This window comes from Novosphingobium sediminis (assembly GCF_007991615.1).
Classification (GTDB): Bacteria; Pseudomonadota; Alphaproteobacteria; order Sphingomonadales; family Sphingomonadaceae; genus Novosphingobium; species Novosphingobium sediminis.
On sequence record NZ_BJYR01000038.1, the window covers coordinates 1 to 20,114 of the forward strand.

14 protein-coding genes are annotated in these 20,114 nt (G+C 58.6%); 3 read left to right on the forward strand and 11 right to left on the reverse strand.

Features of this window, described 5'->3' with window-relative positions; genetic code table 11:
- Positions 1-186: 186 nt before the first annotated feature.
- Both NSE01_RS20320 and NSE01_RS20325 read left to right on the forward strand, forming a co-directional pair.
- Positions 187-4,014, forward strand: a complete 3,828-nt coding sequence (locus tag NSE01_RS20320) for a GTPase (RefSeq protein ID WP_147161405.1) — start codon at positions 187-189, stop codon at positions 4,012-4,014.
- Positions 4,004-5,671, forward strand: coding sequence for a GTPase domain-containing protein (locus NSE01_RS20325; protein WP_147161406.1), 1,668 nt, complete (start codon positions 4,004-4,006; stop codon positions 5,669-5,671). The genes NSE01_RS20320 and NSE01_RS20325 overlap by 11 nt, the downstream gene beginning before the upstream one ends.
- A gap of 809 nt (positions 5,672-6,480) precedes the next feature.
- Here the strand turns inward: NSE01_RS20325 and NSE01_RS20330 are convergent.
- The 6 genes from NSE01_RS20330 to NSE01_RS20355 form a co-directional block, all read right to left on the reverse strand.
- Positions 6,481-7,464, reverse strand: a complete 984-nt coding sequence (locus NSE01_RS20330; protein ID WP_147161407.1) for a competence protein CoiA — start codon at positions 7,462-7,464, stop codon at positions 6,481-6,483.
- Between the two features lie 69 nt (positions 7,465-7,533).
- The gene (locus NSE01_RS20335) at positions 7,534-8,112 is read right to left on the reverse strand and encodes a GIY-YIG nuclease family protein (protein ID WP_147161408.1); all 579 of its coding nucleotides are present in this window, start codon (positions 8,110-8,112) and stop codon (positions 7,534-7,536) included.
- Positions 8,113-8,184: 72 nt separating this feature from the next.
- Positions 8,185-8,961 carry an NYN domain-containing protein gene (locus NSE01_RS20340; RefSeq protein ID WP_147161409.1) on the reverse strand — a complete coding sequence of 259 codons (777 nt, stop codon included), beginning with the start codon at positions 8,959-8,961 and terminating at the stop codon, positions 8,185-8,187.
- Positions 8,962-8,989: 28 nt separating this feature from the next.
- Entirely contained in the window at positions 8,990-9,646 is a 657-nt protein-coding gene (locus NSE01_RS21595) for a hypothetical protein (RefSeq protein ID WP_218033311.1), read from the reverse strand.
- A 114-nt stretch (positions 9,647-9,760) separates the two neighbouring features.
- A complete protein-coding gene (locus NSE01_RS20350) occupies positions 9,761-10,774 on the reverse strand; it encodes a hypothetical protein (RefSeq protein ID WP_147161410.1) in 1,014 nt (337 codons plus the stop codon).
- Positions 10,771-11,454 carry a hypothetical protein gene (locus tag NSE01_RS20355; protein ID WP_147161411.1) on the reverse strand — a complete coding sequence of 228 codons (684 nt, stop codon included), beginning with the start codon at positions 11,452-11,454 and terminating at the stop codon, positions 10,771-10,773. The genes NSE01_RS20350 and NSE01_RS20355 overlap by 4 nt, the downstream gene beginning before the upstream one ends.
- A 244-nt stretch (positions 11,455-11,698) precedes the next feature.
- Here NSE01_RS20355 and NSE01_RS20360 point away from each other — a divergent pair, with 244 nt between their 5' ends.
- Complete coding sequence (locus tag NSE01_RS20360; RefSeq protein WP_147161412.1) at positions 11,699-12,214, forward strand: hypothetical protein; 516 nt, start codon at positions 11,699-11,701, stop codon at positions 12,212-12,214.
- A gap of 159 nt (positions 12,215-12,373) precedes the next feature.
- On the opposite strand, the gene NSE01_RS20365 is transcribed toward NSE01_RS20360, so the two are convergent.
- The 5 genes from NSE01_RS20365 to NSE01_RS20385 form a co-directional block, all read right to left on the reverse strand.
- The gene (locus tag NSE01_RS20365; protein WP_147161413.1) at positions 12,374-12,859 is read right to left on the reverse strand and encodes a GIY-YIG nuclease family protein; all 486 of its coding nucleotides are present in this window, start codon (positions 12,857-12,859) and stop codon (positions 12,374-12,376) included.
- A gap of 345 nt (positions 12,860-13,204) precedes the next feature.
- Positions 13,205-16,330 carry a helicase-related protein gene (locus NSE01_RS20370; protein WP_147161414.1) on the reverse strand — a complete coding sequence of 1,042 codons (3,126 nt, stop codon included), beginning with the start codon at positions 16,328-16,330 and terminating at the stop codon, positions 13,205-13,207.
- Positions 16,320-18,167, reverse strand: coding sequence for a phospholipase D family protein (locus NSE01_RS20375; protein WP_147161415.1), 1,848 nt, complete (start codon positions 18,165-18,167; stop codon positions 16,320-16,322). Before NSE01_RS20375 ends, NSE01_RS20370 begins: the two co-directional genes overlap by 11 nt.
- Complete coding sequence (locus NSE01_RS20380; RefSeq protein WP_147161416.1) at positions 18,164-19,342, reverse strand: DUF6361 family protein; 1,179 nt, start codon at positions 19,340-19,342, stop codon at positions 18,164-18,166. Before NSE01_RS20380 ends, NSE01_RS20375 begins: the two co-directional genes overlap by 4 nt.
- Positions 19,343-19,367: 25 nt before the next feature.
- A partial coding sequence (locus tag NSE01_RS20385) for a PD-(D/E)XK nuclease family protein (RefSeq protein ID WP_147161417.1) occupies positions 19,368-20,114 on the reverse strand: 747 nt, incomplete at its 5' end.

Sequence of the window (20,114 nt, forward strand, 5' to 3'; positions counted from 1 at the left end):
AATACATTACCCTGTTCCCGACCCTGACCACGCCACGGACTGATACTTTGGCTACGCCCTTGCCACACACAAACTGTTTAAATAGGCTACAATAACGACGTAATTCCCCCCAGTACCCCACAGCAAATGGCTTATTAGATGGATTAATTTTGATGCCCATCAAGACAACGTTTGCGCACTGACGACATGTCACTTTCCATCAGCGAACAGTTGCACGCCACTCTGGAAGAAGCGATCAGCGAAGCCGTCATCAAGGGGCGAGAGGCCGCGGACAAGTTGCGAACGGACATCGAGAGGGTCGCAGAGGCATTAAACACTGCCCGGCTTCGGCTCAACGCGCTCGACCTTGAGACTGATGCCTGGGCTTGGGCCGAAAAGGATTCGGTCACAACTGCACAGCAGTTCGAGACGCTTTGCGTGCAGGAATATACTCGCCTCAAGGATGTCTGGAATCATCGCAGTCAGGCGCTTGGCAATTTCAACATTGTCCTGTTCGGACGCACCGGAACAGGCAAGTCCACTTTGATGGAAGCGCTGTCCCACGGGAACGGCCAATCGGTATCGCCAGGTCAGTCCGACTGGACAGTCGATATTCGCGAAACCCGATGGCAGGACTGCCGGATCATCGACACACCCGGCATCGACGGGTGGGGCCGCGTGGAATCGCGCGCGACGCTCGAGGAGACTGCAAGGTGCGCGGTCGAGAGAGCCGACATCGTCCTGCTGTGCTTCGACACGCAAAGCCAGCAGGTAAGCGAGTTCGAGAAAGTCAGCCAGTGGGTAAAAGAGTTCGGCAAGCCCGCCGTGGTAGCTCTGAATGTCCGCGATACCATGTGGCGGTTGCCACCGCGTTGCCCAGACCGGCATAATCGAGCAAAGCGCTCGAAAACCGTTGCTGACCACATAGAACGCATTCGCGGGGAACTTGTGCACCTCGCCCTGTGCAAAGTGCCACTGGTCGCGCTCAACACCAAGCGCGCCCTCAGAGCACGGGCCAGCGTTCCATTCGCGGATAGCCTTGCCGACGAAATCGAAAACGAGCGGACGCGCTACGGAATTGCGCGACTGCTGTCATGGTCGAACCTGCCCGCGCTCGAAGCGCTGTTGAGCGAGGCGCTGACCCATGATGCGCCGCAGATCCGCTTGGGCATGCTGCGGCGCAGCCTGCGGGGCGACCTTGCTCGGATAGCAGCGCTCACTGCAGATCAGCATCAGGCCGCAAGAAAGGCGGCAACGCGGCACGACGCCAAAATCGCTGCGCTGCTGGCCTATGTCGGATATCCGAAGCGAGGCACCACCTGGCGGGCAGGACTTGGCGTGCCTGGGCGCGACAACGATCTGCTGGCGATGCTCGAAACCCTGCGCGGCGCGGCGTTCGACACCCCGGAAGAGGGCGAACTCGATCAGCAGATCACCACTCTTGTGGAAGCCACCCTCGGTCCGGAGCGGGCGAAAAGTCTGCGCCAGGCCGAAGTCCTGGTGCTCGGTGCGTTCGCCCAAGGGAAAGAAATCGATGAATCAGCCTTCTCCAAGTCCGTTTTCGATACCGCTGCGATCGAGAGTGCGCGCCAGGCCGTGCTCGAGCGCGCCTACGGGCAGATAGGTCGACGTTTGGCGATCGCGCCAGAAGCGAAGCTCAATGCGGACGCTCCCACTCCGGCACCCGTGGACGTCGGTGGCGCGGCAGGTTGGGGATGGCGCTGGCTCAGCAACACCTCGCGGGTGGGCAAAATGGGTGCCCCTCTCTTGGCTCTGGAAACTCTGGGCACCAGTTTGGTCGCAACTTGGGTGCTGCATCGGGTACAGGCGACCACCTCAAACTGGGCGGAAGCCGCGCGCAGCACTGCGCGGCGCGAGGCTCTCGCCAAGGCTCGGGCGGAAATCGACGCGCACTTCGATGCCATCGGTGATCAATTGCGCCAGATGATCGCCCATGCGCGCGACGCCGCGCTATTGGACGTACTTGGCCCCCTGCTGCGCAAGGCGTGCCTTGCCTACAGGATCGCCATCGAAACCGCGCAGGATGGCGACATCCCCACGGCAATCGCCTCGGCACAAGGCAACCTCGGCGATCAAGATTCTGAAGGCGCGCTTGCCGCCGCGGCACTGCGAATCGAAAAGCAACGCTACCCCGATCGACGCGATGCGGGCCGACTGATCTGGGCCGGCGAAGATTGGATAGACGGGGAGCAGACAGACCAGCAGCAGGCCGACACCTGCGTTGTGCAACCGCTCGTGCCGCATACGCCATGGACACTATCGACCGCGCCACAGATGATCGGGATGGGCCGGACTTTCGCCATGCTAGCAGAGAAGCGGTTGCGCGAGATCGAAGCCGCGCGACCTGTGATCGCGCAATTGCGCGAACTGGCATCTTTGGATCGCCCTACGCTCGTGCTGGCGGGCGATTACAACGTCGGCAAGACCTCGCTCATTCGGCGTCTCCTAGCCGAAGCAGGCAAAGCCATCCCCGACAGTCTGGAAGTACGTGCCGATCCCACGACACTTACAGCCATGACGCATGATCTGGACGGCTTCCGGATTGTCGACACGCCGGGCTTCGGCAGCGGCCGAGCCGAAGACGATGAGATGGCGGCAGATGCCATGACCGATGCCTCGGCAAGTCTGTGGCTGGTAGACGGTGCCGTGCGCGACGATACGCTGGACCGGCTTTGCGCCAACTTGAGCGAAAATCGTACGTCCGGACGCGCAGACCGGTGGGCTCACACACTTCTCGTCATCGGCCGCGGAGACGAGCTCTTCGGTGATCCGCGCATCGATCCGGTTACATATGCCGAACGAGCAGCCGGAAAGAAGCGTGAATACGTCCAGGCACTCGCCGAGCGAGGTATCAACTTCCCCCTGTCGCGCATGCTCGTCGTTGCCGCCGATCCCTATGGCTGCGGCGAGAGCGACGCCCATCGGGATTGGGACGGGATCACGGCCCTGTGCGCCGCCATCGAAGAAGCCATCGTCTCGCAGCAGGGTTGCGGCATCGACTTCGCCGTTGTTTCCGGCGGCGTTGCACGTCTGTCTGCACTTGAGCAACGTCTCTCGCAGGAACAGGACGGATGGCAGGCGCAGGGCAAAGCGCTCGCCTTGCTTTGCAAGCGGATCAGTACACGGCTCGATGAAGGTGCCGCCATGCGCAAGCGAATCGAAACCGAGATCGGCCGGATGATCAATGAAACTATCGATCCGCTGCTCGACGATTTCCTGAAGGCCGACAGCGAAGCTGGCACCGAAGCGGCGGCCAAGAAGTTGGAGAGCTGGCCCGAAGATCCCGTGTTCGTCGAAACGCTGGGTCACTGGGAAGACCGTTGGAAAATCGAGATCGACCGATGGGTTTCGCGCGCGCGAAGCGAAATTGACCGCAGCCGAGCCAATGCGGAATGGAAGCAAGCGCAGATACACGCCGCGACGGGATTGAAGTTCGGAGGCTTGACGCCAAGCGACACTTCCGGCGCAAACCAGGCCGTCGATGTGTCGAGGAGCGGCATCAAACAAGCCGCTCAGATGGCCGATAAGATATTCACCCGCGACAACATGTATAAGGTAGGCAAATGGGCGGGAGTCAAGTTCAAGCCTTGGGGCGCAACCAAGGCGGCGGAGAAACTGGCTGAGGGAACAAAGACCGTTGCCAAGGGCGCAGGCGCGGTATTGGCTGTCGCCAGCGCACTGCTCGAGTTCCGGGCCTACTGGTCCGAGCGCGCAGAGGCGGAAAGGCGCGATCAGGCGCTTGCCGACCTCATCGAAGCCTTGCGAAAATCTGGCGCGGACGTGCGCGCCTCGCTGCTGGGGGACGACGAAACGCCCAGAGGGGCAGCAGCGTACCTTGCCGCGCACCTAGCCGAAATCGGCACCTTGAACAATCGATACGCCCCTGCCGTCGAGATGCTGGAGGCGCGAGCCGCACACATCGCGCAGCAACGCGACGCTATCGCCGCGACACTCGACGAAGGCTGGAACATGCTCGAAATGCTCATGCCGAAGGACACCAACGATGCACGATGACGATTGGTTCAAGCGCGCCGAGGCAGCGCTGATCTCGACCGGGCGGAGCCTGAACGAACCGCACGACAATCGTCCCGTGGTTGCCGTTTATGGCGCCTATGACGCGGGCAAGAGCACGTTGGTCAAACGGTTGCTGGTCGAGGCGGGCCAGCCCGTGCCGTCTTGGCTCACGATCAGCGCCCGCCCCGAAACGTTCGAGGCCAATGATGTCGAAGCCTTCGGCTGCGTGCTGCGTGATACGCCCGGCATCGCAGGCGGCAATACCAGGCACCAGAACGCCGCCGACCGGGCACTGCTCGACGCCGATGTGACGATGCTGGTCATGCCGCCGCAACTGCTCACCGGTAACCGTGACCATGTCCTCGCCAGGATCACGGGCAGCGCCTACCGCCCGGTCGGGCTTTTCACACCCGAATCGTGGATGTTCGTGATCACCAAGCTGGACGACGGCGAAGATCCTTCGGAGAATCTGCCAGCGTATTACAAGCGCCTCGAACTCAAGCGCGCCGAATGGGGCAAGCTACTGGACAGCAACTGCTTGCCGACTGACGCCGTGCCACTCTTTGCGATCTCGGCCGACCCCTACGGCGAAGTCGGCAACGATCCCTCCCCTGAAGCCGACAGCTATACAGCCGGGTGCAGTGAATGGGACGGCGTGGCCGATCTGGTGAGCGCTCTGCGCGCCTTGCCGGATCGCTTGTCCCAACTGCGCCAATGGACTCGCCTACGTCGCGCTTGCACGCTCCTGCGCGATGCGCTTGCTGAAGCGGAGAATCTCCACGCCCGTGCCGATCAATCCGCCACCGAAGCGAGGAATCGTAAACACACCTGGATCGCTGAGTTCGGGGAGCAGCATTTGCAGCTCATCGAAGTGGGCCGCAGCGTCCTCTCGTGCGAGGTCGAGGAGGAACTGAACAGCTTCTTCACCCGAAGGAGTAACGACGACGAGGAGCTGCGCGCAAAAATCGAGGCCATATGCAACGGTTGGTTAAACCGCCAGCTGGCTGCTCTCGCCAACCTCGCGCACGACAGCGATGCTCGTCTACCCCCTCTGGACACGGTCTCAATCTCGGTCGCGCCGCTGTCCAAGGAGGCCCGCCCGTCAAAACATAAGGCTGCCCTTGAGCCCACGCTTCAAAAAACACTGGCCAAACCGTTCGGCAAGCTGGCCCAAGATGCGATTGGCCTGACGCAGCATGTGAAGCTCAACGGGAAAACAACAAACGAGTTGAAGAAGGCACTGGATAAGGAAAGGAAAAAGGAACCGACAGGCCCGAGTGTTAAGGATCTGGAGTCGCTGCTGCAGACGTCGCAATGGCTAGATCATTGCAAAAAGGCCGCGCCTACTATTGCAAATGCCGCATTAGCAGGGATCGATCTGATCATTGCTGATGCCCATCGGCGGGCCAATGCTGAAGCGTCGGCTAAGGAAGTGGCTGAGAGACAGAAGCTTCTAACGGAATTCGCCTCAAGCGCCGCCGTAATGGCCACTGAAAGCATCGCACCGCTATTTGCCGCCTACCGAGACTGGTTGGACGCAGAGGCAGCGCACTGCGATGAGGTCATTAACGCGGCAAACGACGAAGTTGCCCTTTCGTCCCGCCGGATCGAGATGTTGCGCGACCTAATCGAGAATGCACCAGTGCCCCGATCTTAAATGGATTTGGGTCGGATCGGTGATGTTGGTTCGAAAAATTTGGCTCGTGGCGTTACGTTGGCCCCTTGCCATGACACATCGGGTCGTTGTCGACTGTGCCTTCGGCTCCTACGCAGGAGAGCTAGCTTCACGGCCGAGGAAACACCTCCGCCCCCCCCCCGTTTCGCCACACAATTCTAAATGGAAGTCTGGAAGTACGCCGAGATGAACCAAAGGTTCACCCGCGAAGAATTCTATGAGCTGGTCTGGTCGAAACCCCTTACGCACTTAGCCAAGGATTTCAGGCTGTGAGACGTTGCGCTTCACAATATCTGCAGGAAACATGATATGCCTAACCCGCCGCTCGGTTGGTGGGCCAAGCATGCCGCCGACCACAAACTTAAGCGAAGTCGGCTTCCGAAGGCCAAAGCTGGGGTGGCCCTGACAGTCGTCATAGCGAGTGTTGAGGTCCGGTAAGAATCTGACAAATTGGCGTCGGCAGACCAAGGAAAACGCATCTGCCGTTCGATCTCGACCGATACTGCGGGCCAATCGATGTCGTCGAAGCCCGGGAAAGCCGGAAGCAAAGCGAGTCTATCAAAATGCCAACCGCACCCGTTCGCAGCCAAAGCGGCGCTGCTTTCTGGATTTGCAAATTTGCCCGAGGCCAATTGGTTGCCCCCAGCTCGATCTAATGCATGGCGGACAAGATACTCTGGGACGCCGTGGAGAAAAAGTTCCCACATCATCTTGTCCTATTTTCCGTGCCCGTCAAAAGTGGTCGCAGCGTCCTAGCTGTTTGGCCTTTGCAAAGAATTGAACTGGAGAGCCTAGATCGAAGAAATTTCCAGGTGGACACCCCATTCTGGCGCTTCACCAAGTTTCTTGGCCAGTTGGCGTATGCCATTATCAACAACCGTCTGAAACTTCCCAACCACGGCCTGGTTTTCGCACGCCAGATACTCGTAATGGGCGCCTATCAGGGTGCCACAATGGGCGCAGCCATTGCTCAGATAGCGGGAGTTCGCTTCTTGGCTGTGACGGCGCATTATCCGGCCGGGTGAAATGTGCTGTGGCATCACCTGCAGCGCGAGCGCTATCAGATCAGGACAACTGTCGAGTTCCGGAATGATGGCAGAGAGCTTGTGCGGGCCAACGTTGATGTCGAGCCCCGTGATGATCGGCGTTTCCGCACCACACCTGTAGCAGTCAATGATCCCACAGCGCACGGCAACTGCCGCTGGTGCCCCCAACGGTAGTCCGAAGCGATACTTCCGGTTCAGAACGGCTGAAACGAACGGTGCCAGCGGCAGAACCTGCTCGCCTGTTCCGGTTGGTACGTACACTTCAAAGCCATCGGCAAGCGTCCCGCAGATCCGAACGGCAGGAATGTCTTTGGATGCCGCAAAACGCTGCTGCCGGAATACCCAAAGCCCCCGGATCCCCGACGAGGCATAACGGGCCTGACGGCGCGCTGTCTCATCGTCGCTTTGCTTTGACCACTGGACTTCAATGGCGATGCGAGCCGCGTCCTTGCTTAACAGGACATCGGCGCGCCAGGCTTCGCCTTCCGGGCTCAGGCCATCCACTTCCGCAACAGCCAGCCAACCGTTCGCTTTTCCCACTTCTAAGATAACGCGCTTCACCTGCATGTGCTCTTCCGTTTCGGGCGCGCTGTTGCAGGTGCCGCGAACTCTGTGCACGAAATGCTGCGTCCCCAACTTGGAGCGCCTGAGGATCACGTCAGCCTGACAGCAGGGTGCTCGCAGATGCCCTTCCCGCTTGTTCCTCAACGCCAGATTGTCCCACTCCATGGGATCAAATTCGAACGCGTGAAGGCTCTGTCCACTCAGCGCATCTATGCATCGTAGTGCCACGACTGCTTACCTGTACTCGATCATCTGCAGTTCTTTGGCTGTGAGGTGTGCCGACAAGGCACCGATGGCTGCGGCCAGATCACAGTCAAACAGCTCCTTAGAAACGATAGCCGTCCCATTCCGTATCCAGGCCCTTTCAGCGCGAAAGTCGGAAAGCGATTGATGAACGGCGATCTCCTTCGCCCCTGCATGATCTGCCCAAACCGTCGCGCAAATCTGCCAGTCCCATGCTCCGCCGTATCCGTCGAGATTCGCGATGTAGATTCGATTATCCGGATCGTCGCTGGAGAAGCCGACCTTGATCAGGCCCAAGCCCGATGACCGGGCGAGATAAAGGTAGCCTGACAATTCACTTCGACGCGCGAAGGCGATCGAAGCGGGAGAACACTGGATGCAGTTTCCGTATCGATTGCGCAAAGCGTGGCCATTATGACACGGGGTGACACCGTAGGCGACGAACTTCCCCTCCGCCTTCATTCTGGGTCGATATTCAGCTCGCTTGAGGCCCGAGGCATCGAACGCTTCTTCAGGTTCGATCCCGTGGTGCTTCAAGTAGCGCAAATGCGCCTTGGTGAGGCGAGCCAACGGCGGTGCTCCCTTTTCAAATCCCTGCCGCGCACGGCGAGTTCAAGCTCGCGCAGGGGTGAACCGAGACTGTCATGCGGGCTTTGCTTGTTTGGCCTTCGCCTGGCTCGCCTTTCCAGAGGGAACGACGCGAATCTGCAAATGACCGGTTTCAGTTCTGCGTGATTCGAAGCCCCCTGCTCTTTCGACCAAGTCGCTCAGCTTGCCGTGACCATAGGTTCGGGGATCAAAGTCGGAGGCGAGCGCTGCAAGGCGTTGACCCACCCGCCCGAGAGGTACCCAGCCCCCTTCATCATCGAGCTGTGAGATGGCAGTTCGGATCAAAGGTGCCGCAGCAGTGGGCGATTTCTTTACGCTAGCCGGACGGGCATCCTGTCGACCTGGCTCATCTGACGTTGGCGCCTCTGGCAGCAGGTTCTCAGTGTAGATGAAGCGGCGACACGCTTGGCGGAAGCTCTCGGGTGTTTTCTGCTCTCCGAAGCCGTAGACATCTATGCCTTGCTCACGGATACGCGAGGCCAAACCGGTAAAATCACTATCGGAAGAGACAAGGCAAAACCCGTCAAAACGACCGGTATGCAAAAGGTCCATCGCGTCGATGACCAACGCAATATCCGAGGCATTCTTGCCGCTGGTATATGCAAAGTTCTGGTGCGCCTTGATCGCATGTGTAGCAAGAACGTCGGCCCAGGATTTAAGCCGAGTGCCGGAGAAATCACCGTAAATGCGGCGGACACTTGCCTCACCGATCTTTGCAATCTCTTCAAAGAGGCGCGGTGCGATCCGAGAGGATGCATTGTCTGCGTCAATCAAGACAGCAAGACGTGGGGTGCGAGGTTCATTGGCCATTTTGCACCATTGCCCTGATAGCCATTAATTAGCTGATAAAGCCTGCAAGGCGGTGGCTTACAACGGCCTGATCTTGAGGGGTCCTGAGCAGGCGCTTGGCCCTATCGTGCGAGAATTCATCCACATTGAGAACGACTAAACTGTAGCCATGCCTCGGCAGCAAATCGGCGCGGCGCTCATCATATCGTCGGCGCTGTTCACCCCGAGGAACGCCGGAAATCGTTGGCTTATCGTCGAAGAATCCGACACGTTCGCGGTGTTGGCGCTCATGATATTCCACTACGAGGCCAAGAGCAGGATAAAAGCCATCGACAGGTAATGGCTTCCGGTGACCACGCCGATCTGGATCTCCGGTCAGAAACGGGAAGCAATGCTGTCGGACGGCCTTCAGCCCGAGAACCGCGTCGCAGAGATCGAGCACGTAATGCTCGTCACGTATTGCGGCCTTGCAAGCGCCTTGTGCAGCCTTTGACGTCGATAGGAGCCTGACACGCCCTCCTGTTAGCTGCGCCATGACCCGTTCGATGTCTCGGTGCTGATCGCTCCCTCGCACGACCTCCCAACGACCGTTGTGCGAATGCCAATCGAGACTTGCAGCTCGAAGCGCTGCTCGTAGGCGCTTGGGGGCTATGCCGCTGGCGGCGGCCATTTCTACAGCCGTGATCAATTCGCTTGGGCCAGCCATCCAATCTTCCTTTTCCGAATCAACGAGCCAGGACGAAATTGCCGCGAACCAGGCAACTTTCGATTTCACAGAAAATGGGAACGAATTTCCAGGTTTGATCGCCCGCTCCCCGTATCACCGGGCTTTCTGCTGCAAATTGACATCACAGACGGGAAGAAACAGTAGGGGATTATGCCCCTCAGATTTTGCGGCATCGAGCCATTCTCGACCGGAGACGCCTCGGCGCGCCAACTCATGAAGCGTCTCAACAGTACCGGCAGCGGCGATCTCGCGATCGCGCACTCGAGCAACGGTTGCGCGCAAGTCGCCTGCCTTCTGCTCCAAAACCTCTAACCATGTCGACGTACCAGCATTTTCCATTGGCGCGTGAGCAAGAACGAGAGGGGCAAGCTGGATTGCCTCCCCCAACTGTACCAGCGTGAGTGCCCGAGAACTCGCAGCTTCCCTAGCCATATCGTCTTGGGAGGATGCCATCCGCGCAGTCACGCGAAGCCCTGATGCGAGAGCGAAGGCTTCGACCAAGGGGTCCGTGTTGAGCACATTGCTCGCGGCACCTAGCTCGCGCGCGCGGCGCTCGAAGCTGTCCGCTAGAAAATGTGCATCCCGTGCAATTGCAATCCATTCTCGTTGGGATGCGGATGGCAACCAGGCCTCTTCAACCTGATCAACCAATGTACGAAGTCGCGTGAAATCCTCTGCGATCCTCTCGACTCGCATGGCCTCCAGTCCCCGCACGATGGCATCTAGGTTTGGAAGGATCGCGTCGACCTTCTCCTCGACCGTCGCGATACGCTTTGCCAAGATCGCGGCGCCAGCTACGGAAACACCAATACCGATCCCACTGACCGCAAGGTTTGCGATTTGCAGCGACTGAACGACAGATATCGCAGCCTTGATCTGCTCGTTCTGAACGACAGTGACTGCATCCATCGCCATTTGCGGCAGGCCGAGCGGGCTCAAGTTCAGCAAAGAGGATATTGCTGACGTCTCTTGCAGATGACCGACAACCCGTCCCGAAGAAACGGACTGAATTATCGAACCAGCAACGCGGTACTCGCCTGATGACACGCCAGCCAGCAGTTCGGCAGGCACTTCTCGCAGGACCACGTGAGAAAGTGCCCCGATCATAACGCTTTTGCACGTTTAGCGGCGTGGTCAAACTCCGCGGTCAACTGCTGCAGGATTGACGGTGAGTTTTCATCTCCACCAATTAGCGAGGCAACGACAAAGGAACGGACGCGGTCACGCAGTCTGGCTTGGGTCCGGTCGCGGATCTTCGCGGTGTTGAGCAGCCCTGTTGCAATGCCCAGTCCGGCTAGCGCGCCGCCGCCGAGTACAACCGGCCAGCTGATTGTTGTCGTGGTGACCAGTCCAAGCCACGCGGTCGTCGTTGTCACCGCTGCGAAAGGAAGCGATGCGGCTGTCGCAACCCCCGCAGCGAGTGGCACTGCTGCTGCAGCGATATCCTTGGCGCCATCGAATGCACCCTCTGGTTGCTCAGCATAGTCCGGACATCTAACCCAGACGGCTTGTTCCTCTACAATCGCCGCAAGGGCGGCGTTTGCTTCGTTGAGAATCTCAATCGCTACAGGCTCCGCGACCTCCCGAACCTTCGGAGCGATGCTGTTTTGCAAGAAGGCGGACTGCGCCAAAAGGCCGTCCTTCAGACTTGCATTGGAAACGTCCTGCTCAGCGCTCGCTATCAAGTCGGCCGCGACCTGATTGAGCGTTCTGGCCGCAACAAGCGAGTATTCCGACGCCCAATCATCGATCCGGTGCCCGAGAAAAATGCGATTAAATAGGCCCATTCTTGTCCCTCGTTCTCCGTCAGCCGTAAGCCAAATTCTTAAAAGCGACCACCCACGACAAAAACGGTCGCATGGCTACTGCCGGCGCAGCTTCGACATGTTGAGATTTGACCGATCAAAAGGTACGAAGCCGGACGCAAGCTTGGCGGCCACCCGCCATGGAATGAGTAGTTGGATCCTGCGACCGAATTTGTCGTGACAATTTCTCATCCTCCGGCGACGCAGAAGGAAGGGTTCAAGCAATATGGATAAGTTCCGGATCCGCTGGGTGGACTCAATGCACACAGGCGATGATTTCGAACTCATTCTCCAGGCGCTCGAAGTGGGTCTAGACGAAGGTCCAATCATCTCGGTCCCGCGGCGCGCTGCGCGTCGACTTGGTACTAAAGCTGGGGCAGACTATCAGGCTTTGGTGTTCGAAAATCCGGACTGGCTCGGCGCACACCTTGCAGAGTATCGGGACCAGCTCGATCACGAAATCTGGCTTGGTGTCTGCGAGGGTGTCCCAAGGGAGAAGCGGCAGGATGCAACAGTAGCCCTGTGGCATTATGCCAAACTGATAAATGAGCTCGCAGGTCGGAATCGGAAGCTTCCACGGCCGGGGAGAGCCTGCTCCTTAGCACCCCTTGTGTACGGTGCTGTCGAGGAGCCACCAGCCGAATGCGTTGAGGCGTTCCTCGAACAATCCGGAGAGGCCTTCGAAACCATGGCTTCGGAGTATAAGAATATTCCCGCAAACATTCTGATTTCACGAGCATGACGCCCATTCCGATGGGACTGATCGGCCTTGCTTGACGGATCCAGGGCATCGCTGCTCGCGCAGCTAACATATCAGGATATTCGAGCTAGAATGTCGTTGGATCTTCTTCGCAGTATCGTGAACCCCACTGCGCGGTCGCCATCTGACACCATTCGCTAATTAGTGCCCGCTGCGTTTACCAAGCAGAGGACGCTTGTAATCCCAAAGAGCCTGCTCAAGTAGTAACAGTGTCTGCGGGTCAAGGTCAGGGGCGAAGAACCAGACCATGGTCCTTATCTCGAACGGGTGCTGTGCCGCCCACTGCTTGAGGCGCATGGCAGAGGTCCCACTCCCCCCAGTCAAGCCCAGATGCTGAGAGAACCGGCTGACAACGGACTTTGAGCTGCCGACATAAATCGCTCCAGGATAGGCATCTTCATGCAGCCGGCTGTAGCTGAGCTTCTGACCAGTACTGTCACACGAGGCTGGCTTGCGGGCATAGCTCGCACGAAGCTCTGGGTAGCCAGACGGATCCACAAGCTCAAAGCAGTAGATGGCGAGGGCGGGCGCCGTGCAACGGCGACGCAGGCTGGTAACGATCTCGGATGCCCGATCAGGGGACACGATGTCGGATAGCCGGAAGTTGACTGAGGTCTCGCCCAGCATTTCGACAGTCTCCAGGCTTCGGGCAGCTCTCTCTAGGCTCTCCAGAGCTTGTCGGCGCCACGCGTCCATCTCCATTCATATGGTCCTTTTGAACTGAAGTTTTCGCGTTGGTCGTGCTGCGCCGCGGCCGAAGATCGAGGGCAAACTGGCTCATGGCGAGGATCTTGTTGTGCTACCTCTGGCAAGGTGGTTCACCAGATCCTCCTGATTGGGCTGCCCCAAAGCTAGTCTGTAAAGCAGGCGCTGACGCTGGAGTTGATCAAACCGTTCCATATATGCTGCTTGAGATTCCTCCTGTGCAGACCGGTCCCGTCTGAATGACGGGGAAATCACCCGCCCCGTGGGTCACGGCTCGAGCTTGATCTGCAATTCTTCCAATGTCGCTATGTCGACTCCCTCGTCGACGAGACGATCAAGGTAGGCCAACAGATCATCCTGCCTTGGCTGCCCAAACGCCAGCCTGTAGAGTGTCAAACTGCGCTTAAGCCAGCGCAGTCGCGTGTTTTCGCGGCTCATAGGCAGCATGGGCACGCGCCGTTCGACCTTCACCGGACCGTCATAAACCCAATAGGGCACAAGTTCCGACGAGCTCTTCGTTGCACGCCGCGCAGAGTCGAACATTGCCCTCCAGGGATCCTTCGGAGTCTTCGCTGCAATGCGGATTGTATCTGCATGTGCCTTCGCGACATTGTGCCGAACGGCATGGCCTTTGAACCGGTGAACCCGCCCTTCCCTCTGCTCAAGATCGACTGGATTTCCAGGAAGGTTCCAGTGATAGACCCGATAGCAATAGGGGTGAAAATCCAACCCTTCCTGACCTATCGAAGTCGTGGCCAAAACGAACGGTCGGAAAGGAGAATTGAAGGCGTCCCGCACGCTTCCCAACCGGACTGTTCCGCCTTCGTCATCCTTGTACTCAGCCAGACGCATGGCAAAGCGGCCACGCATCCTGATAGGCGGATGGAAAACGACCTTGTTGTCTTGGACCCCTACATCATCGACGTCGATCTGTGACGGGCGTACCGCCAAAGCATGCGTCATGGCCTTAGCCACCCCGGCGACACGATCACGCTCTGAGCTACTGGCCAAGCCTTCACCTTCGACAAGATAATGCGCGTACTCGTCGAGCACAGCCTGCAGGTTGTGGCCCCCCCCGTGCACCAAAGCGCTGCGCCAATAATGCTCATCTCGTTCCTGCCGAAGCAGAGCGACAGCGTCGTGCTGGTTGAAGAGTGCGCGGAAGCCCCAAGCAATTGAAGCCGCAGCGTCCAGCAGATCAGGATCATCCCAGGCCAATCCAGGTGCAATCCGGCGCAGAGCTCGCAACGCGCAAACGGCTGGGCTTCCCAAGGCAACGTCTACCAGCAGATTCAACGTTTCGTCGTCAAGCGCCCCTACCGACACGTCGGCCGACGCTCTGTGCAGTTCTGAGATATGCTCTCGAAAGCCATCTTCCTGTGCTGTCCATCGGTAACCGAGGTACTTTAGCCACCCTGGCGCCTTAGTCTTTAGACGCACGTCTATCGTTGCCGGAATAGACCATTCGGTATCCCGGCCAGACACATCGGCGACGGTCTCTGCCGCGAAAAGGTGTCCAAGCTCTGTTCTAATTTTCTCGGCAATTGCCGTTCGCATTTCCTCTACTGATAGCTGCGTCGGCGAGCCAGCAAACACCTCGAGCGGATCGCCAACTCGGGCCAATGTTGGAGATGGATATATCAGGTGCAGCGCCCGCATCGCTGCCGGACGGCCATCAACCAGCTTGAACTGCAATGGACGACGGCGTGTGGCTTCGGAATACGATCGAACGACAGACGCGGCACCCATACGGCGCTCGGCTTCGTAAGACAGCAGCGCAGCAAGTGCATCGGGCACCATTTGCCATGCAGAAAAGATGAGCGCCTTCGTCGCCGGTGGGCCATCCGGGACAGGTCCATAGTATGTCAGTGCCGGCGGGAGCCAAAGGTGCTGATGGAGCCCAGAGCCAAAAAGATCTGACATCAATGCGCGAAGACGCCCGTTCGCCGGATCGATAGGCTGATAGGCTTCGACTTGTTCGCGACGGATCCCAAGCACCTGTGCGTCGCGCAATGCAGACAGCAATGCCGGGTCAGCATTCGCGGCTTTATCCTTGAGGCGATGCTTGAGCGTGTAATCACGCATGAAATTCAGGAGGTAGGGCGCGGACTTCCAATACTCGATGATATCGCGAGCATCGACAGCGCGCGCCACGCGCGCAAAGGCTTCCGCCTGATGGAGATCGACCGGCGCGAGCGGCACATCGATTGCTGGCTCCGCCAACATGGAGTCTCGCTCCACAGTGCTGCCAACACGCTCGGTGCGGGCCATGACGCGCTTCAGTGTACGCTGAACCTTGTTGCGCGCGCGTTTGGCATCGTTCGAAGTCGTCGGCAGTTGCTGGAGAAGATTGCGGAAGCGGCGCATTTCGCGGTCGAGCTCGACCCTAATGTCCGCGCCCCTATCACGGCCATAAAGGAACTCGATCGTCTCGAGGAAGTCCTCGTAATGATCTCCGTCTTCCGGCTCATCCCCGGTAAGCGTAAGCATCTTGTAAGGGGTGGCGGAGAGGAGAAGTGTGCGCGCGCTGGCAGTATCGTCGGAGTACTCGAACAGAGCCCGTGCGAGCTCAGCTGGTTCTCCTTCCCCGCGCAGCAGCTCCCGAAAACGTTGAAATTCATCGAGGATGATGAGGTCGGGTTTGAGCGCGCTGACACAAGCGTGCGATAGTTTGCCCCGCAGCGCCCCGATCACGTCGTTGCGCTTCCATCGCTTCTCATCAGGGTAAGTCGGCTGTCGGCGAGGAAACAGTGAAATCATTTCCTCGATGGATGAAGTCAGAGCCAGATCATTGCGAACTGCCTCCTGAAAGTTCGCAATGATCGTCGGATCGATGCCTTGAAGTGACATGTCGCTCACACAGGCATCCCACCGACCATTCCCAGCGTCCACTTGGAGCGCGTTCCTGAGCGGCGTGAACGGGTAGCCCATGGCTTCGAGCAGGCGATGCACAAGTGCGCGCTCCTCCACCACCCCGGTCGTCGACCGAAGGTTGAACGTGGTCCCGGGCGTGAGGCTGATGAAGTTGACCTTGTTCGTGGAGAGGTCTTGCTCCCCGCGCAGCTGCAAAGGGACCAACGTCATCCGGGTAGGAAGCGCCATCGCGCGCTTTCCCAACACGTTCAGGCGATTGAGGTTTTGTGCAGCGATGGCCTGGTTGGAGCAGATGTAGAGAATGTCGATCCGTTTGGATCGATCCCATAACGCTTCAATAGTCTTGGCAATGACCCCACGGGCAACCATCGTCTTGCCCAAGCCCACCTCGTCCGCGACGAGGAATTGGCGGACAGGATCTGCGCCGTGCAGACGGTCGAAAACATAGTCCACCGTGCGACGCTGAAAGCGCTTGAGCTGAGCTAGGGCAGGCCCCGCGTCGAACCGCTCATCTTCCATGGCCAGCCTCCTCCAGTGCCGAGCGGAAGACCTGCCAAAGCGTACGGAATTCTTCAGGTATAGGATCGATGCCCGCAGAGCTCGGTTCGCTGAGCCGGGTCATCAGTCGATCAACCGCGTCCAACCGACCATCTTTGGCGCAGAGGGCCCGGACCAGTTCCTCAAGCATCGGTTCGTCGTCCGCGACCGACATTGCCCAACCTGCCCCAGTACCATTTCCTGCAGCTGCCAAAGCTGCTGAAAACGGATCACCAAGGGCCGTAAGCAACAGCCTCAGGTAGCGAAGGAATGTCTTTCGATCGTTGATCACAGACCGCATGATCGCCACGTCGCGTTCAGCCGGCAGGCCTTCAATCGGCAAGCCAGTGCTAAAGAGGACCGTTCTACCAGTCGCCTGCTCTTTCAACTCGATCGCAATAAAGCGGGTCACATCGGCAAGCGGGATCACCCCAAGATCTAGCGGCTGGCCGGATTCAAGAGGATTTTTGGCATCGCGGGCGTGCCCTTCCCCCCGCGTTATTGGCCAAACCCGCACTTGGTCGATTCCCGCCAGTGTTATTCCCTCTCCTGGCGGAACCAGCCACAAACGCCAGCTTCCGGGACCTTCGGCCGGTTGTGCTTCGCAGCGGATGGTGAGACCACCTCGCGCAAGTGCCCGCCGAGCAAACAGTAAAACACGTTCGGCTGCGCGCTCGGATGCTTCAGCAGCGGCCAGCTCCCCCGGGTCATAGGTACGCGTCAGTCGCCCGAAGCCGCCTTCTCCGAGGATCGTGTCGATGGACCCTAGCTTCGATGTTTTGCCGGTGAAGGTTACGAAAAATTCGACATTACGCCCTGAAATGAACGCCGGCGTGGTGGCGTTTCCCGAACCCAGCGTCAGGCGAGTATCCCAGCTGTGCTCGGCAACGATGATCTTGGCATGAAGCCCATCGAAGGCCATCAACTCAGTTTCTTCACCATCTTCGCGTTCCGCCATTTCGTCGAGCACGGCAACACGCTCAAAGTTATCCAATATCTCTTCGGATATGCACGCCAGCTGGTCAGGCCTGCTGATCAAGACTTCGGCCGATCGGCGTGCCTTGTTTGCAAGAGTCTCGAGCGCGTCGTCGTCACAAAATGGCGAGACTACGCCGATGCGGGTACATTCTTGCGGCTGCCAGGGCCGCCCTCCCAAGCCGTTGACTGCGAACTCAAGCTTTTCACACCCATCAGGCAAAACCCACTCTGCGAAGCGCATATCCTCCGCGAGTTCCATTGCGAGAGCACGCTGCTCTTCAGCAATGGCGCCAACAGCCAGGTTGGGGAGCGTTGAAAGCAACGCGTGCAATGGACGGTTCTGCGCCTTTGGTTGACGCGTTCGGCGTCCGTCCAGACGGACTGCCACGTCCCAGGAGCGGTCGCGTGTCAGATTGCGGGATAACACAAGCACGCGAAGAAGATCATCGCCTTCGTCGTCCAAGGGCTTGAAACGTAAAGCCCAGATCTTCGGATGGAAGCTTCCCTCCTTTGGGGCTTTGACCTCGACGATGACCTTTTCGAGCAATGAACAAAGGCGTGATTGCTGGGTATGCGCCGCGTGGATCTGGCCGGCCTCGGCAAAAACAGCCAAGCGCCCAGCAATCCGCTCGGCACCCTCCAGCAATGCGATGGGGTGTTGAAGAATTTCCTCTCGATTGTCTGCCGCAAAGAGAGCGAGACTTACCGGAACCGCTAGCGCGGTTTCAAAATCGAGCGAGAAGGTTGTCGCAACCCCGGCATCAAAACGATATCCCGCTGGGGCCTGAAGGCTGTCGCCGTAGAGCAGCCGATTCTCTGGATCGAGCGTATTTTTGGTCAACGCTTGAGATCCTTCAGATAGCTGCGAGCGATGGGCCAACGAAACTGAAACCGTTCGATACCGGAAGCACCCTGCCAACGATCCCTGGCACTTGTGTTCGCGAACCTGGACTGGCCTTTCTTGAGCCTTTTTTCACGTGCGATGATCAGTGCATTGGCGGCGTCGCGATTGCGGCTAATTCCTCCTTCCTTGCGGATCAAAGACACCCAATCGGTGACAAATCGCTTCGCGGGCTCAAGCACCTGGTGCCCCGTGTGGCGCGTCTCATGCCAGAAGTCATCCAACGACCAAGACACTAGCGCCTTGGAATCAAATTCATCGCTCCATTGAGCAAGCGCAGACTGGTACTTTTCGATCCAGTCCTCCTTCGCTCGCAACTCGCTCAGCAGCAGGTTGTAGAGCAAGGAGGCGCCATGCATCACGCCCGAGAATACCCTGGCGTGGTCGACCACCCTTCGTGCTTGAGCAGGAAAATCAGCCAGATGCGGGTGCAGCCAGATTGCGTCTGCCGCAGCGCGATCGTGTCTGCACGCGAGATAAGTCAGGAGGCTATTGGGATGGCGTTCGACAAGCCGATCAAGCAGGAAACTCGCTTCGTCGGGCTTCAGCTCGAAGTCGATGTCTTCCGGCCACCCTGCCGGTGGGTCAGGCAAGCGCTCGTGCCACAGCGAGCGACCGCGCGGAGCACCTCCAAGATCATCTTCGGCGTGATCTTTCGCAGCATCCTTTGGCCAATTCGGCAGCGCCGCAAAATAGGCATCGATCGAGCCGGGAAAACAGCGAATGCCCCAGCTTTCAAGACCGGACCAGTAGACGCTACTGGGTAAGCGCTTGAGCTTATCGCCCGCGTCCCGTCCAATGATGCCGACGTCTTTCGGTGCTCCCGCGATCAACGCTCTAACGAGTTCAATTTCCTTTTGTCTCGCTCTGGTGGCCATTTCCCGGACCCCAAGGTTCGAAGGCAATGACCTCAGTATCCATGGAATGAACAGCATGTACCGCAGCCGCGTCTGGATCGTACTCGTCCCAGGAAATAGATGATCGGCGATGGAATCTCTGATCGCGCCAAGCCCAAGCTCATCCCGACTGTCCTGCTCACGAAAAAGGTCCATCAACCGTTGCGCACGGTCGCGTTCTTTCTCGTCAAAATCGATCCAGCCGATCGCGGAATTCATGCTCAGCGCCAAGTTCCGCTACCCCTCAAATGCCACTTCCGAGCGTCAATTCGCCGGTCTCTGTCCAAAACAGGGCAGTGCCAATTACCGGTTTCCCCCCTTTCGCGCTGATAGCCTCGGCATAGGCCGCAAGCTGTGGCCAATAGGTTTCGAAGCGGGCTGTGTGGTCAGCAACCGGGCCACTCTTGTGGTCCACGATCATGAATCCATCCGTTCCCTCGGCGATGAGATCGACGATGATGCTCTGACGTCCTCCATCCGGCAGTGCGATGTCGATAGGCTGTTCGATATGCAGGCGCGGATAGCCAAGCTCCGTGAGGGTCTCACGAAGTGCTTGCGCCTGTTGTCCGAGAAGCTCGACCTCAGCGTCGGATACACGGCAATGCTGGCTTACCCTGCCCCGCAGATCGGGTCGGCATAGCAGTATCCGCAATGCCTCGTGGACTGCAGTTCCCTTATCCGTTGCCTGTGCGAGATCCGATCCGTTGAGCCGGACACCCGTTGAAATCGGCCGGGTCTCAATTTGCAAAGGCAGCGGCCGAGTGGTGGCGATTGTCTGGGAAGGACTGATGACCGGGGTAAGCTGGCCGATAGCTCGCCTTTCAATGGCAAATCTGGGTTCGCGATCGTTGCTCTCAATGCGAACTCTGCCTTCCCCGTCGAACGACGCTGGGATCTCCTTGCCACAAATCGTCATGCGCGACGGGAAGTTCACCGAACCGACAGTGATCTGATTGCCCTGCAACTTGATGCCACAGCCGTCGTTTAAAAG

Coding starts and splice junctions, on each gene's coding strand:
- NSE01_RS20320 (WP_147161405.1), top strand. CDS start 187: ATGTCACTTTCCATCAGCGAACAGTTGCACGCCACTCTGGAAGAAGCG.
- NSE01_RS20325 (WP_147161406.1), top strand. CDS start 4,004: ATGCACGATGACGATTGGTTCAAGCGCGCCGAGGCAGCGCTGATCTCG.
- NSE01_RS20330 (WP_147161407.1), bottom strand. CDS start 7,464: ATGGAGTGGGACAATCTGGCGTTGAGGAACAAGCGGGAAGGGCATCTG.
- NSE01_RS20340 (WP_147161409.1), bottom strand. CDS start 8,961: ATGGCCAATGAACCTCGCACCCCACGTCTTGCTGTCTTGATTGACGCA.
- NSE01_RS21595 (WP_218033311.1), bottom strand. CDS start 9,646: ATGGCTGGCCCAAGCGAATTGATCACGGCTGTAGAAATGGCCGCCGCC.
- NSE01_RS20350 (WP_147161410.1), bottom strand. CDS start 10,774: ATGATCGGGGCACTTTCTCACGTGGTCCTGCGAGAAGTGCCTGCCGAA.
- NSE01_RS20355 (WP_147161411.1), bottom strand. CDS start 11,454: ATGGGCCTATTTAATCGCATTTTTCTCGGGCACCGGATCGATGATTGG.
- NSE01_RS20360 (WP_147161412.1), top strand. CDS start 11,699: ATGGATAAGTTCCGGATCCGCTGGGTGGACTCAATGCACACAGGCGAT.
- NSE01_RS20365 (WP_147161413.1), bottom strand. CDS start 12,859: ATGCTGGGCGAGACCTCAGTCAACTTCCGGCTATCCGACATCGTGTCC.
- NSE01_RS20370 (WP_147161414.1), bottom strand. CDS start 16,330: ATGGAAGATGAGCGGTTCGACGCGGGGCCTGCCCTAGCTCAGCTCAAG.
- NSE01_RS20380 (WP_147161416.1), bottom strand. CDS start 19,342: ATGAATTCCGCGATCGGCTGGATCGATTTTGACGAGAAAGAACGCGAC.